Origin of the sequence: Klebsiella sp. CN_Kp104, assembly GCF_040064515.1 — a bacterium.
In the GTDB taxonomy this organism is placed as follows: Bacteria; Pseudomonadota; Gammaproteobacteria; order Enterobacterales; family Enterobacteriaceae; genus Klebsiella; species Klebsiella aerogenes.
In genome coordinates, this window is record NZ_JBEAII010000042.1 from 19963 (window position 1) to 33347 (window position 13385).

A 13385-nucleotide genomic window follows, 5' to 3' on the forward strand; every position below is an offset into this window, starting at 1 on the left:
AGTCTCTCCTGGAACACATTTCTACCACCACGCTGATCGTCACGCTGATCATCATGGTGATTATCTCCGCCTATTTCTCCGGTTCCGAAACCGGCATGATGACGCTGAACCGCTATCGGCTGCGCCATATGGCGAAACAAGGCAACCGCCCGGCTAAGCGGGTGGAAAAGCTGCTGCGTAAGCCGGATCGCCTCATTAGCCTGGTGCTCATCGGCAACAACCTCGTCAATATCCTGGCCTCGGCGCTGGGAACCATCGTCGGCATGCGTCTGTACGGCGACGCCGGCGTGGCTATCGCCACCGGCGTGCTCACCTTTGTCGTGCTGGTGTTTGCCGAAGTCTTACCTAAAACCATTGCCGCCCTGTATCCGGAAAAGGTCGCCTACCCCAGCAGTTTCCTGTTGGCGCCGCTACAGGTACTGATGATGCCGCTGGTATGGCTGTTGAACACCATTACCCGCGTACTGATGCGCATGATGGGCATTAAGACCGATCACGTTATTAGCGGCGCATTGAGTAAAGATGAACTGCGAACGATTGTGAATGAATCCCGTTCACAAATCTCACGGCGGAATCAGGACATGCTGCTGTCGGTCCTGGATCTGGAAAAGGTCAGCGTTAATGACATCATGGTGCCGCGCAATGAGATCGTCGGTATCGATATCAACGATGACTGGAAATCTATCGTCCGCCAGCTAACCCACTCGCCGCATGGCCGTATCGTGCTGTATCGTGATTCGCTGGACGATGCCATCAGCATGCTGCGCGTCCGTGAAGCCTATCGGCTGATGACGGAAAAGAAAGAGTTCACAAAAGAGATCATGTTACGGGCGGCAGATGAGATTTACTTTGTGCCGGAAGGTACGCCGCTCAGCACGCAATTGGTGAAATTCCAGCGTAATAAAAAGAAAGTCGGTCTGGTGGTCGATGAATATGGTGATATTCAGGGGCTGGTCACCGTTGAAGATATTCTTGAAGAGATCGTGGGAGACTTCACCACCTCGATGTCGCCGACCCTTGCCGAAGAAGTGACGCCGCTTAATGACGGCTCGGTGATTATTGACGGCGGCGCCAACGTGCGGGAAATCAACAAAGCGTTCAACTGGCACCTGCCGGAAGACGACGCGCGTACCGTTAACGGCATTATTCTGGAAGCGCTGGAGGAGATCCCAGTCCCTGGAACCCGCGTACGTATCGAACAGTATGATATCGATATTCTCGACGTACAGGACAATATGATTAAGCAGGTGAAGGTGATGCCGGTGAAATCATTACGCGAAAGCGTGGCGGAATAGCGCAGCCAGCAAAGAACAACGGCGAACTTCGGTTCGCCGTTTTTTTATTTAAAGCCAATAAAAACGGCCACCCGCAGGCAGCCGTTACTGGCGAACTAACGAATTACTTCGCTTTCGCGACGGTTACCATCGCGGCGCGAATAGTACGACCGTTCAGGGTATAACCCTTCTGCATAACACCCAGTACGTTACCGGCAGCCACATCGTCAGACTCGACCATGGCGATAGCCTGATGCACGTTAGGATCCAGCGGTACGTTGGTATCGGCAACCACTTCCACGCCAAACTTACGCACGACGTCCAGCATCGATTTCAGAGTCAGTTCGATCCCTTCAACCATCGGCGCCATATCCGGGTTAGCTTTATCAGCCACTTCCAGCGCGCGATCCAGGCTATCGATAACCGGCAGCAGTTCGTTGACGAACTTCTCCAGGGCAAATTTATGCGCTTTCTCGATATCCTGTTCGGTGCGACGACGCAGGTTGTCTTCTTCCGCTTTTGCGCGCAGCATCACATCACGTTCACGCTTTTGCGCTTCGGCCAGCTGTGCTTCCAGATTCGCAATTTTTTCATCGCGCGGATCCACCTGCTCAGCAGAAACCTCAGGCTCTACCGCCTCTACGTTGTCGTGCTGCTCCGTGATAATTTCTTCCGGGGCTTGCCCCTCAGGCGTTTTCTGTTCTTTACTACTCATGAATTTCTCCGCGTTTTTTTCGCATTCATCTCGCTAACTTCGCTTATTATGGGGATCAGTTTCCGGGATTCAAGGGAAGCAGACAGATTGTCATCATTCATTTAACCCAAGGACATCCAGATCATGAAGAACCATTTCAAGTGTATCGGCATTGTGGGACACCCTCGTCACCCAACCGCCCTGACCACACATGAAATGCTCTGGCGCTGGCTATGCGGCAAAGGCTATGAGGTGCTGGTCGAGCAGCAAATCGCCCATGAACTCCAGCTTAGCAATGTTAAAACCGGCACGCTGGCGGAAATCGGCCAGCAGGCGGATCTGGCGGTGGTGGTCGGCGGTGACGGCAATATGCTCGGCGCGGCGCGTACCCTGGCGCGCTATGACATCAACGTCATCGGCATTAACCGTGGCAATCTTGGTTTTCTTACCGACCTTGACCCGGATAACGCGCTCCAGCAGTTGGCCGACGTACTTGAAGGCCACTATATCGCCGAAAAACGTTTTCTGCTGGAAGCCCAGGTGTGCCAGCATGACTGCCAGAAGCGCATCAGCACGGCTATCAATGAAGTAGTGCTGCATCCGGGTAAAGTCGCGCACATGATTGAGTTCGAGGTCTATATCGATGAAGTGTTCGCCTTCTCCCAGCGCTCCGACGGCCTGATCATCTCCACGCCTACCGGTTCGACGGCCTATTCGCTCTCTGCCGGCGGCCCTATTCTCACCCCTTCTCTGGACGCCATCACCCTGGTACCGATGTTCCCGCATACGCTATCAGCGCGGCCGCTGGTGATTAACGGCGATAGCACCATTCGCCTGCGCTTCTCGCAGCGCTGCAACGATCTGGAAATCAGCTGCGACAGCCAGATTGCGCTCCCCATTCAGGACGGCGAAGATGTGCTCATCCGCCGCTGTGATTATCACCTCAATCTGATTCACCCGAAAGACTATAGTTATTTCAATACATTAAGCACCAAGCTTGGGTGGTCGAAAAAATTGTTCTGATTTTACAAGCTGCCTCTTTACTGGATAAAAAACCAGTCTATACTGTACGAAAACACAGTAATGGTTTTTCATACAGGAAGGCAGCTATGTTGGCGCAACTCACCATCAGCAATTTCGCTATCGTTCGTGAACTGGAAATTGATTTTCACAGCGGCATGACCGCCATCACCGGGGAAACCGGCGCCGGGAAATCCATTGCCATTGACGCGCTGGGGCTGTGCCTCGGCGGCCGAGCCGAAGCTGACATGGTGCGCCGCGGCGCCAGCCGTGCCGACCTGTGCGCGCGCTTCGCGCTGAAAGATACCCCTGCCGCCCAGCGCTGGCTGGAAGAGAACCAACTGGAGAGCGGGCGTGAGTGTTTACTTCGCCGCGTGATCAGCGCTGACGGCCGCTCCCGCGGTTTCATCAACGGCACCGCCGTGCCTCTTTCTCAGCTTCGCGAGCTGGGCCAGTTGCTTATCCAGATCCACGGCCAGCATGCCCATCAGTTACTCACCAAAGCCGAACATCAGAAAACCCTGCTTGATGGTTATACCGGTGAGTATGCGCTTACTCAACGCATGGCGGAGCGCTACCGCCAGTGGCACCAGAGTTGCCGGGAGCTGGCGCAGCATCAGCAGCAGAGCCAGGAGCGCGCCGCCCGCGCAGACCTGCTGCAATACCAGCTCAAAGAGCTGAACGAATTTAATCCTCTGCCGGGCGAGTTCGAACAGATTGACGAAGAGTACAAACGTCTGGCCAACAGCGGCCAGCTGCTCAGTACCTGTCAGCATGCGTTAACAGTACTGGCCGACGGTGAAGAGGCCAATTTGCAAAGCCAGCTTTATACCGCTAAACAGCTGGTTAGCGAGCTGGTCGGTATGGATAGCAAACTCTCCAGCGTACTCGATATGCTGGAAGAAGCCTCTATTCAGCTCAGCGAGGCGACTGATGAGCTGCGCCACTACAATGACCGTCTCGATCTCGACCCTAACCGTCTGTTCGAGCTGGAACAGCGCATTTCCCGGCAGATTGCGCTGGCGCGTAAGCATCAGATTGCGCCGGAAGAGCTGCCGGCGTTCTATCAGGCCATGCTGGATGAGCAGCGTCTGCTGGACGACAGCGCCGGCTCGCTGGAATCGCTGAGCCAGCTGGTCGTTGAGCATCACCGCCTGGCGCTGGAAACGGCGCAAGAACTGCACGCCCTGCGTCAGCGCAGCGCCGACGAACTCACCCAGTTGATTACTGAAAGTATGCACTCACTTTCTATGCCTCACGGCGTGTTTGCCATTGATGTCGCCTTCGATGAACGCCATCTGACCGCCGAAGGCGCCGACCATATTGAGTTCCGCGTTACCACCAACCCGGGGCAACCGCTGCAGCCGATCGCTAAAGTGGCCTCCGGCGGCGAGTTATCGCGTATCGCACTGGCTATTCAGGTTATTACCGCTCGTAAAATGGAAACCCCGGCGCTGATTTTCGATGAGGTCGATGTCGGCATCAGCGGCCCGACGGCGGCGGTGGTCGGCAAACTGCTCCGCCAGTTGGGAGAATCCACGCAGGTCATGTGCGTGACTCACCTGCCGCAGGTTGCTGGCTGTGGTCACCATCATTTCTTCGTCTGCAAAGAGACCGATGGCGAGATGACCGAGACGCACATGCATGCGCTGGATAAACGCGCCAGATTGCAGGAACTGGCCCGTCTACTGGGCGGTAGCGAGGTGACCCGCAACACCCTGGCGAACGCGAAAGAGTTGCTTGCGGCGTAAACTTTTTGATTTTCACAGAGTCATAGTGAACAGCAAATTGCCAATAGACCTGCAGTCGAAGGTTCCCAACCGGGCAAAGGTCTATTATTATCGGCATATTACAGATGAGCCACGTATTGCTCGGGCCCAAAAAGGAATCAAATCACTATGCGCTGTAAAACGCTGACTGCTGCCGCAGCGGTTCTCCTTATGTTGACCGCAGGCTGTTCCACTCTGGAACGAGTGGTTTACCGTCCTGATATCAACCAGGGTAACTATCTGGCACCTAATGATGTAGCAAAAATCCGTGTCGGCATGACGCAACAGCAGGTTGCTTATGCGCTGGGTACGCCGATGATGTCAGATCCATTTGGTAGCAACACCTGGTTCTACGTTTTCCGCCAGCAGCCGGGCCATGAGAAAGTGAGCCAGCAGACACTGACGCTGACCTTCGACAGCAGCGGTGTGTTAACCAACATTGATAACAAACCGGCGCTGACCAAGTAATCTCAGGCCAGTAGAAATGCAAAAAGCGCTCAATGAGCGCTTTTTTTAATTGTGCATTCCCGCTTATTTCTCAGCGTGCTTTTCAGCCCGCTGCCGACGCAGCTCTTTCGGGTCAGCAATCAGCGGGCGATAAATCTCTACGCGGTCGCCATCATGGACTTCGTCATGCAGCTTGACCGGACGGCTGTAGATGCCGACTTTATTTTTCGCCAGATCGATATCTTCGCGCAGCGCCAGAATACCGCTGGAGATAATCGCCTGCTCGACCGTTGCCCCAGCCTGCAGCTTCACGCGTTGCAGGTACTGTTTTTCCGGCAACGCATAGGCGACTTCAACCACAATATTAGCCGACACGATACACCTCTTTGGCGCGCGTGGTGAACGCCTGCACCATATTGGCGGCCAGCTCTTTAAAGATGCGACCAAAAGCCATTTCAATCAGCTTGTTGGTGAACTCAAAATCGAGATGAAACTCAATTTTGCACGCATCCGGGCTGAGCGGAATAAACTTCCAGCCGCCAATCAGCTTTTTGAACGGGCCATCGACCAGGCTCATCAGGATACTCTGGTTATCGGTCAGCGTATTACGCGTCGTGAAAGTCTTGCTGATGCCGGCCTTGGACACATCAACCGCCGCCGTCATTTGCGTCGGCCCGGCCTCCAGCACTCGGCTACCGGTGCAGCCAGGCAGGAAATCGGGATAGGACTTCACATCATTTACGAGTTGATACATCTGTTCCACGCTGAAAGGCACCAGCGCAGTACGGCTAATCTGAGGCATAGCAGGTTCCACATTTAAACACGGGACAAATAATATCATTTATCTGCTGCTAAAAAAAACGCTGTACCATAACTCGTGCTAAGATAGCCCATTACGCCTCGCAGGAAGGATTGAGGTAACAATGTTTAGAACTAGCGATGACTTCAGGACATTATGACTAAGAAAAAAGCCCACAAACCTGGATCAGCCACCATTGCGCTGAATAAACGCGCCCGTCACGAATACTTTATCGAAGATGAATACGAGGCAGGCCTCGCGCTGCAGGGTTGGGAAGTGAAATCTCTGCGAGCCGGCAAAGCCAACATCGGCGATAGCTATGTCATTCTGAAAGATGGCGAAGCCTATCTCTTCGGCGCCAACTTTACGCCAATGGCGGTCGCCTCCACGCATTACGTTTGCGATCCGACCCGTACCCGCAAGCTGCTGCTCAATCAGCGCGAGCTCGATGCGCTATACGGCCGCATCAACCGCGAAGGTTATACCGTCGTCGCCCTGTCGTTGTACTGGAAGAACGCCTGGTGCAAAGTGAAAATCGGCGTGGCGAAAGGTAAGAAACAACACGATAAGCGCACCGACGTAAAAGATCGTGAATGGGCGGTCGATAAGGCGCGCATCATGAAAAACGCCGGGCGGTAATCCCCCCTCTATGCGGGCCAGCTACCCTGGCCCCACGCTATATTGCTGTTGTCGCTGCTTTTTCACTCGATATGCCGCCAGAATCCTCGCTTCAGGGGCTGGTAACCACCTTCACAAATCTGTTATACTTCAAGTACACATTGGGGCTGATTCTGGATTCGACGGGATTCGCGAAACCCAAGGTGCATGCCGAGGGGCGGTTGGCCTCGTAAAAAGCCGCAAAAAAATAGTCGCAAACGACGAAAACTACGCTTTAGCAGCTTAATAACCTGCTTAGAGCCCTCTCTCCCTAGCCTCCGCTCTTAGGACGGGGATCAAGAGAGGTCAAACCCAAAAGAGATCGCGCGGATGCCCTGCCTGGGGTTGAAGTGCTAAAACTAATCAGGCTAGTTCGTTAGTGGCGTGTCTGTCCGCAGCTGGCGTGCGAATGTAAAGACAAACTAAGCATGTAGTACCGAGGATGTAGGAATTTCGGACGCGGGTTCAACTCCCGCCAGCTCCACCAAAATTCTCCATCGGTGATTACCAGAGTCATCCGATGAAGTCCTAAGAGCCCGCACGGCGCAAGCCCTGCGGGCTTTTTTGTGCCTATCGTTGTCCGAGGATATTCGGCTAATTCCAGAGAAAATCGGTCCACGTTTAGGTGCACACTATACTGTGGCCCATTAAACGTGTACCAATGATGGAAGGGATCCAGACATGGCGCGTATCACACGCCCCCTAACTAACAACGAAATCCTTAAAGCCAAATCTCGGGAAAAGACTTCACCCTTCATGATGGTGACGGCCTGTTCTTGCTCGTCAAAACCACCGGTAAAATACTCTGGAGCTTCCTCTATCAACGTCCGGTCAATGGCAGCCGAACCAATTTGAGTCTCGGCTCATACCCTGCTCTTACTGTCGCAGCCGCTCGTCAGATACGCGCCAGCACTTAACTGCGCTCGCACAAGGGATAGATCCGCAGCAGCAACAAGAGCAGGCATCACAACAGCGTCAGATTGAGCTTGATAGCATTTTCTCAACTGTGGCCGCTAACTGGTTCCAGTTAAAAAGCAGAAGCGTCACAGAGGATTATGCGAAAGAGATTTGGCGCTCACTAGATAAAGACGTGTTCCCTACGATCGGAGCAATACCAGTGCAGGATCTTAAAGCCAGAACGATTGTCGAAGCACTGGAGCCAATCAAAGCACGAGGGGCACTGGAGACAGTTAGCCGCTTGGTACAGCGCATTAACGAAATAATGATTTATGCGGTTAACACTGGTCTAATTGATGCAAACCCGGCATCGGGTGTCGGAATGGCATTCGAGAAACCTAAAAAGCAAAATATGCCGACACTACGGCCAGAAGAATTGCCGAAGCTAATGCGCTCTTTGATTATGTCGAATCTCTCTGTATCGACTCGCTGCCTGATTTAATGGCAACTCCTGATGCTTGTGAGTCCTTCTGAGGCCTCCGGTGCTCGGTGGGCAGAGATCGATCTAGATGCAAAGCTCTGGACTATTCCAGCCGAACGGATGAAGGCTAAGCGTGAACACATTGTTCCTCTATCTCCTCAGGCATTAGAGATTCTGGAAGTAATGAAGCCTATTAGTGCTAATCGAGAGCACGTCTTTCCTCGCAGGAATGACCCAAAGCAGCCAATGAATAGCCAAACTGCAAATGCTGCTTTAAAAAGAATAGGCTACGGTGGTAAGTTAGTTGCTCATGGCCTTAGGTCAATTGCGAGTACGGCACTTAACGAAGAAGGTTTTAACCCCGATGTTATTGAGGCAGCTCTTGCGCATTCAGACAAAAATGAGGTTAGAAAAGCATATAACCGCTCCATATACCTTGAACAGCGTAAAGAGTCAATGACATGGTGGGGTTGTATTGTTGATAAATACTAGATTACATGAAGACTGATGATTAAGGACATAAAATGAAAAAAATGATTGATTGTGAAACGGCCTTAAAAGAATTAGTTGAGACATACACCGACAGCGAGAAAATAAGAAACGAAGCTCAAACTAGGCATCATATTATCAATAAAATAATTTATAATGTGCTTGGTTGGCCTGAGGCTCAAGTTGAAGTTGAAGACTATGAGCAAAAAACATTCACAGATTATGAACTAGGAAAACCACGACAGGTTATTATTGAAGCAAAAAGAGAAGGCCGTACATTTGAAATACCGGCAGGTATATCTAAGAAAAATATAATTGATATACCTGCTTTATTAAAATCCAATGAAGATTTATCTGATGCTATTAAGCAGGTTCAATTTTATTGTTCTTCAAGAGGTACGCCAATTGCGATAGCGACAAATGGGCACCAGTACATATCATTTATTGCAAGCAATCAAAACGGTTCATCTCCTCTAGATGGCAAAGCATTAGTTTTTGAAAGCTTGGAAAATATGCTTACAAACTTCACCTTAGCATGGAATATGCTTTCTTATTATGGAGTGAAAGAACAACGTCTCCTGAAGTATCTTAGCTCAGAAGCTAGTGGAATCCCCAATAAATTATCATCTTACTTGACCATGTATCCAAAAATAAGATATGCCAGTGATATTCAAACATCATTACGTCAAATATCTGAACTAATTATCCAAGATGCATTAGAAAGTAAGGAGGTAGAAGAGGTTTTTTATCAAAAATGTTATTGCGAAAGCGGCGCATTATCTAAATATGCTCTATTGAGCAAAGAAATGCTGCAAGCACGTTATGCTGCATTGTTCAGTGATAGTGAATCATCACCACAAATTACATCCGTCAAACCTGACAGGAAGGAACAAAGTTTAGATCCAAGTATCATGGCTGAAGCTTTATCAAAGCGCCCAATTGTTTTGATCGGTGATGTAGGTGTTGGAAAAACATCTTTTGTTAAAAATCTCATATACTCTAGCGCCTTTAAGGAATTTAATGAAGCCATTTACATATATATCGATTTGGGTGCAAGCGCTACACTTTCAGATAATCTTCAAGGTTTCATCCTTAATCAAATAGAGGAGCAACTATATGATAAGTATGACACTGACATTACCGAATTTAAATTCATCAAGGGAGTTTACTCGCGGGACATTCAGCGCTTCTCATCCGGAATATGGGGCTCATTGAGAGAAACCAATAGAGAGAAATACGAAGAAAAGCAATTAGAAATGCTTTCCGAAAAAATATCTGTTAAAGATGAACATCTCAAAAACTCGATCAACCACATTTCCAAACAAACCAAAAGACAAGTTATTATTTGCTTAGATAATGCTGATCAACGTGATTTTGAAACACAACAGCGTGCCTTTGTCATATCACAAGAATTAGCTAAAGAATGGAATTCTTTGGTTTTCATTTCCGTACGCCCACAAACATTTTTTAAATCAAAATCATCAGGAGCACTTACCGCATATCCACACAAAGTATTCACCATTGCTCCACCTAGAATTGATCAAGTTCTTGATAAACGCCTCATGTTTGCTCTTGAAATGTCCGAAGGGAAAATTCCTTTAGAACAGGCTGAGTTTGTTAGAATCAATATCAATAACCTTTCAGTTTTTATTAAAGTCCTGCTTGAATCCCTCAGAAAAAACAAAGCTCTTGGCGAGTTTATTGAAAACATTACGGGTGGGAATGTTAGACAAGCATTAAGTTTTATCACTGGTTTTATTGGTAGCCCTAACGTTGAGGCCGAAAAGATAATTCGCACCTTTGAACAAGAGGGACGATACCAAATACCGGTACATGAGTTTTCAAAACAAGCCCTGCTAGGCGAATTTTCACACTTCGACCCCAATACGTCTTTAGCAATGAATCTATTCGATGTATCAATAGCTGATGAATCAGAGCATTTTCTAGTCCCTATGATAGTCGCGCTGTTATCAGAAAAAAATGAAATTCAAGATAGAGATGGTTTTTGTGAAACTTCAAAAATAGTTGAAGAAATGCAAATACTTGGTTACATCCCTGAACAAACTGAGAATGCATTAAGACGCTCGACAAACAAAAAACTTATCGAAACATCTCAACGATTTACATTTGAAGAAGATGAAACAGGATTAATCGGTGAGATGCCAAACAAATTTAGAACGACCTCAATCGGGCAATACCATTTAAAACGCTGGATTAGCGACTTCGCGTATCTTGACGCAATGTTATTTGACACTCCTATATTCAACCCAGAAATAGTTAATGGCATGCGTACTTCTTGCGAGTCTTTTAATATCGAAGATAGATTTAATCGGACCGTCGCATTCAAAACCTACCTGACTTCCGCCTGGAATAAACTCATAAACAAACCTAGTTATTTCGATATGATCGAATCTTTAAAAACGGGCGATGCTTCATTTGAGAGCGTCAAACGGGTTGTTGATGCTAATCATAAATAGAGAACCAAGGTTGAGCGCAATGCTCTCCCCGCCCCGCCTGCCCGCTTAAGGGGTCGCTTTTAATGCAGATGCATTAGCGGCCTCAGGGCTCGTCAGTGCTGGCGCTGGTGGGGGATTCAGTGTCGGTAAAACGCATGTAAAACCATGCACCTTATGAATGCATGGCTTCTTTACGGGAAAATAGCGGGATTTTCGGGAGTTTTTAAGCGGACTACTGCACGGCCAGTTCTGCATGGCGGCGGGTGTAATTCAGGCTCTGTGCTGGCGCGAATTTTTCACGGCTATCATCACGCGAGGCCGCGTCAGGCCTGAATCCGATGACCGTTAAAATGTCATTATCCTGCACCGAATAATTAATTTTTTCACCTGCGGCCAGCCAGATCTGCAGCGCCTCACGCAGATAGTCGAGTGAGTGCTGCATGGCGCAGCGCTGAACGGCGGAATGTTGCCCGGAATAATTCATCAGCTCGGGGGCGAGGGCGGCGGCCAGGTCCGCGCCGTGCGCCTGCATAAAATCATTTAATCGGTCGCGGATGCTGATGCGCTGCACCTCCTCATGCGAGCGGATATAACGCCCGGCAGCCTGGTTAATTTCCCACTTTTTCACGTCGATAATCTCGCGCAGCGTTTGCAGGCTCCGACCGCTGTGGCCGCTACCGGCAAGCTGTTCGCGGTATGCCTGTTCGGCCTGTGTCAGTTCTTCCCTGCGTTGCAGCCAGGCGGATTTATTTGTCTGACAGGCCTCAAAGGCTTTCTGTAGCGTCAGTGTGGTCACGTAAGTTTCTCCTGATGTCTGGTCGTGCTTACGCACCGGCACGGTTAACGGTGTCTGCCGGTTCGGACGCAGGAATGACCGGCTCTGTCGGCGGCGAACAGATAATCCCGTCAACGGATTCAAGCGTGCGGAAAGTTGCCGAGCACTCGATATTCACGCACTGGTGATAGCGCTGTTTAACGTTCTCTGACAGATAGCCGGTCTGTTACTTTAACTACCAACATAATGATTTACGAGATGTGTATAATGGTCGAATATTTCATCTGTTTTTCGAGAGGTAGGAAATGGATTACTTTCAGACTAGTGGGTTATTAATAAATATATTAACAATGTTAGTTGCCGTTGGCTCATCATGTATTAGTTACCTTGTTTACAAAGAGAGCACCTACCCAGACGTCATTGTTTACCTTGAACAAAACAATGAAGTCAAAACTGTTTTAAATATTGTAATTAAGAATATAGGTAAAAGTGCTGCAAAAGATGTAAGCTTCAGTTTTAATGAAAATACCTTTAAGAATTCACTGCCTAATGGTGAGCATAGTGCGTTAACGAAAGGTGCATTAGTTTCAGGCATACCATTCCTTGCACCTGGTTCAGGCAGGATATTGAGGCTTGGAAATTTCGCTGATTCGAAGAAGATTTTAGGTGACCACAAAATTAGAGTAACTACAACTTTCCGTAAAGCTAATAGCAAGAACCCTTTCGCAAAAAATATTACTAATGAAAGTTATATTGAATTGTTATCGTTGGCTAGGGTGGATGCCTCAGATAACAGTAATGAGAAAAAGATTGCTGAAAATCTAGCCAGAATTGAAAAAGCTTTGCTTAATATCAAAACACAACACTAATTCATCTGCGCCAGGATAGTCTTTCTTACCTGCAATTTATATTTTCTGCCATGAAGGGTGAACAATCTACTGTTCACCCTTCACCGTATATTCACCATGTATCGCTATGAAATTATTGATAAAAAACAAGAGGTGAACAGTTGAATGCAAAAAAACTATTTTTTGATGTGTTCCATTCAAAGAACAGGTTTGCTTAACCACAGGAAACAATGCAACAAATCGCCATTGGTATACGTTTAGGTATACCAATGAAAGTTGAATTGATAAATTACCAATAAAAACATCAATAAAAACATAAAGTTGATTAGTTCATTCAGACTCCGCCAGCCCAAAATTCTCCATCGGTGATTACCAGAATCATCCGATGAAGTTCTAAGAGCCCGCACGGCGCAAGCCCTGCGGGCTTTTTTGTACCTTGAATTTGTCCCGCGAAGTCCGAAGAGAACTCATTAAATCCGAACCTTTTAGGCACCTCATTAAGCTTTATTGTTTTGGAGGTGCCTAAAACTATGGAAACCCGGCAATGCCAAGACAAACCAAACCTCTCTCAGTTAAAGAAATCGAATCAGCCAAACCCAAAGAAGCGGGCTACGTTCTCTATGATGGTGGTGATGGTGTAAATATCGCATACAGGCAGGTCACGTTTTTAGATAGCGAACCTTACTCTTGACACCTGAACCTGGCTTTAGCATGGGATTGTAGTAACTAAACTGCGACAGCCAATCCTGGGATTTAGATCGCTGGTACTTTTACTCCGG

The 13385-nt window shown here is 48.6% G+C and carries 12 protein-coding genes, 1 other RNA gene and 2 pseudogenes; 10 read left to right on the forward strand and 5 right to left on the reverse strand.

Annotation, left to right across the window (positions count from 1 at the left end; genetic code table 11):
• The first annotated feature begins 8 nt into the window (after positions 1 to 8).
• Positions 9 to 1295 (forward strand): HlyC/CorC family transporter, encoded by a 1287-nt coding sequence (locus ABLU80_RS21720; protein WP_026612238.1) that lies wholly within the window; start codon positions 9 to 11, stop codon positions 1293 to 1295.
• Between the two features lie 103 nt (positions 1296 to 1398).
• On the opposite strand, the gene grpE is transcribed toward ABLU80_RS21720, so the two are convergent.
• Positions 1399 to 1989: a nucleotide exchange factor GrpE gene (gene grpE / locus ABLU80_RS21725; RefSeq protein WP_015370253.1), complete on the reverse strand. Its 591-nt coding sequence runs from the start codon at positions 1987 to 1989 to the stop codon at positions 1399 to 1401.
• A 123-nt stretch (positions 1990 to 2112) separates the two neighbouring features.
• Between grpE and nadK the strand changes: the two genes are divergently transcribed.
• The 3 genes from nadK to bamE all read left to right on the forward strand — a co-directional run bounded on the left by nadK (position 2113) and on the right by bamE (position 5225).
• On the forward strand, positions 2113 to 2991 hold the full coding sequence (nadK, locus tag ABLU80_RS21730; protein WP_015370252.1) for an NAD(+) kinase: 879 nt from the start codon (positions 2113 to 2115) through the stop codon (positions 2989 to 2991).
• Positions 2992 to 3077: 86 nt separating this feature from the next.
• Positions 3078 to 4739, forward strand: a complete 1662-nt coding sequence (gene recN, locus ABLU80_RS21735; protein WP_045366812.1) for a DNA repair protein RecN — start codon at positions 3078 to 3080, stop codon at positions 4737 to 4739.
• A 147-nt stretch (positions 4740 to 4886) separates the two neighbouring features.
• Positions 4887 to 5225 (forward strand): outer membrane protein assembly factor BamE, encoded by a 339-nt coding sequence (gene bamE / locus ABLU80_RS21740; RefSeq protein WP_020078157.1) that lies wholly within the window; start codon positions 4887 to 4889, stop codon positions 5223 to 5225.
• A 63-nt stretch (positions 5226 to 5288) separates the two neighbouring features.
• On the opposite strand, the gene ABLU80_RS21745 is transcribed toward bamE, so the two are convergent.
• Both ABLU80_RS21745 and ABLU80_RS21750 read right to left on the reverse strand, forming a co-directional pair.
• Positions 5289 to 5579: an RnfH family protein gene (locus ABLU80_RS21745; RefSeq protein ID WP_015370249.1), complete on the reverse strand. Its 291-nt coding sequence runs from the start codon at positions 5577 to 5579 to the stop codon at positions 5289 to 5291.
• Positions 5569 to 6006 carry a type II toxin-antitoxin system RatA family toxin gene (locus tag ABLU80_RS21750; protein WP_015370248.1) on the reverse strand — a complete coding sequence of 146 codons (438 nt, stop codon included), beginning with the start codon at positions 6004 to 6006 and terminating at the stop codon, positions 5569 to 5571. The genes ABLU80_RS21745 and ABLU80_RS21750 overlap by 11 nt, the downstream gene beginning before the upstream one ends.
• Positions 6007 to 6159: 153 nt before the next feature.
• On the opposite strand from ABLU80_RS21750, the gene smpB reads away from it, so the two are divergent.
• The 4 genes and pseudogenes from smpB (at position 6160) to ABLU80_RS21770 (ending at position 11004) form a co-directional block, all read left to right on the forward strand.
• Positions 6160 to 6642 (forward strand): SsrA-binding protein SmpB, encoded by a 483-nt coding sequence (smpB, locus tag ABLU80_RS21755; RefSeq protein ID WP_020078156.1) that lies wholly within the window; start codon positions 6160 to 6162, stop codon positions 6640 to 6642.
• A 142-nt stretch (positions 6643 to 6784) separates the two neighbouring features.
• Positions 6785 to 7147, forward strand: a transfer-messenger RNA (tmRNA) gene (gene ssrA, locus ABLU80_RS21760).
• 194 nt (positions 7148 to 7341) lie between these two features.
• Positions 7342 to 8530, forward strand: a pseudogene (locus ABLU80_RS21765) (integrase domain-containing protein).
• Between the two features lie 32 nt (positions 8531 to 8562).
• Positions 8563 to 11004: a hypothetical protein gene (locus ABLU80_RS21770; protein ID WP_213192666.1), complete on the forward strand. Its 2442-nt coding sequence runs from the start codon at positions 8563 to 8565 to the stop codon at positions 11002 to 11004.
• 211 nt (positions 11005 to 11215) lie between these two features.
• Here ABLU80_RS21770 and ABLU80_RS21775 read toward each other — a convergent pair whose 3' ends face one another.
• Positions 11216 to 11779, reverse strand: coding sequence for a phage polarity suppression protein (locus tag ABLU80_RS21775; protein ID WP_213192665.1), 564 nt, complete (start codon positions 11777 to 11779; stop codon positions 11216 to 11218).
• Between the two features lie 28 nt (positions 11780 to 11807).
• Positions 11808 to 11972 carry an ogr/Delta-like zinc finger family protein gene (locus ABLU80_RS21780; RefSeq protein ID WP_213192669.1) on the reverse strand — a complete coding sequence of 55 codons (165 nt, stop codon included), beginning with the start codon at positions 11970 to 11972 and terminating at the stop codon, positions 11808 to 11810.
• 91 nt (positions 11973 to 12063) lie between these two features.
• On the opposite strand from ABLU80_RS21780, the gene ABLU80_RS21785 reads away from it, so the two are divergent.
• Complete coding sequence (locus tag ABLU80_RS21785; protein WP_213192664.1) at positions 12064 to 12627, forward strand: hypothetical protein; 564 nt, start codon at positions 12064 to 12066, stop codon at positions 12625 to 12627.
• 523 nt (positions 12628 to 13150) lie between these two features.
• Positions 13151 to 13252, forward strand: a pseudogene (locus ABLU80_RS21790) (preprotein translocase); the annotation flags it as partial.
• Positions 13253 to 13385: the final 133 nt, after the last annotated feature.

What these genes read in the sequence shown, in the direction of transcription:
- grpE (WP_015370253.1), bottom strand. Translation starts at nt 1,989, where the DNA reads ATGAGTAGTAAAGAACAGAAAACGCCTGAGGGGCAAGCCCCGGAAGAA.
- nadK (WP_015370252.1), top strand. Translation starts at nt 2,113, where the DNA reads ATGAAGAACCATTTCAAGTGTATCGGCATTGTGGGACACCCTCGTCAC.
- recN (WP_045366812.1), top strand. Translation starts at nt 3,078, where the DNA reads ATGTTGGCGCAACTCACCATCAGCAATTTCGCTATCGTTCGTGAACTG.
- bamE (WP_020078157.1), top strand. Translation starts at nt 4,887, where the DNA reads ATGCGCTGTAAAACGCTGACTGCTGCCGCAGCGGTTCTCCTTATGTTG.
- ABLU80_RS21750 (WP_015370248.1), bottom strand. Translation starts at nt 6,006, where the DNA reads ATGCCTCAGATTAGCCGTACTGCGCTGGTGCCTTTCAGCGTGGAACAG.
- smpB (WP_020078156.1), top strand. Translation starts at nt 6,160, where the DNA reads ATGACTAAGAAAAAAGCCCACAAACCTGGATCAGCCACCATTGCGCTG.
- ABLU80_RS21770 (WP_213192666.1), top strand. Translation starts at nt 8,563, where the DNA reads ATGAAAAAAATGATTGATTGTGAAACGGCCTTAAAAGAATTAGTTGAG.
- ABLU80_RS21785 (WP_213192664.1), top strand. Translation starts at nt 12,064, where the DNA reads ATGGATTACTTTCAGACTAGTGGGTTATTAATAAATATATTAACAATG.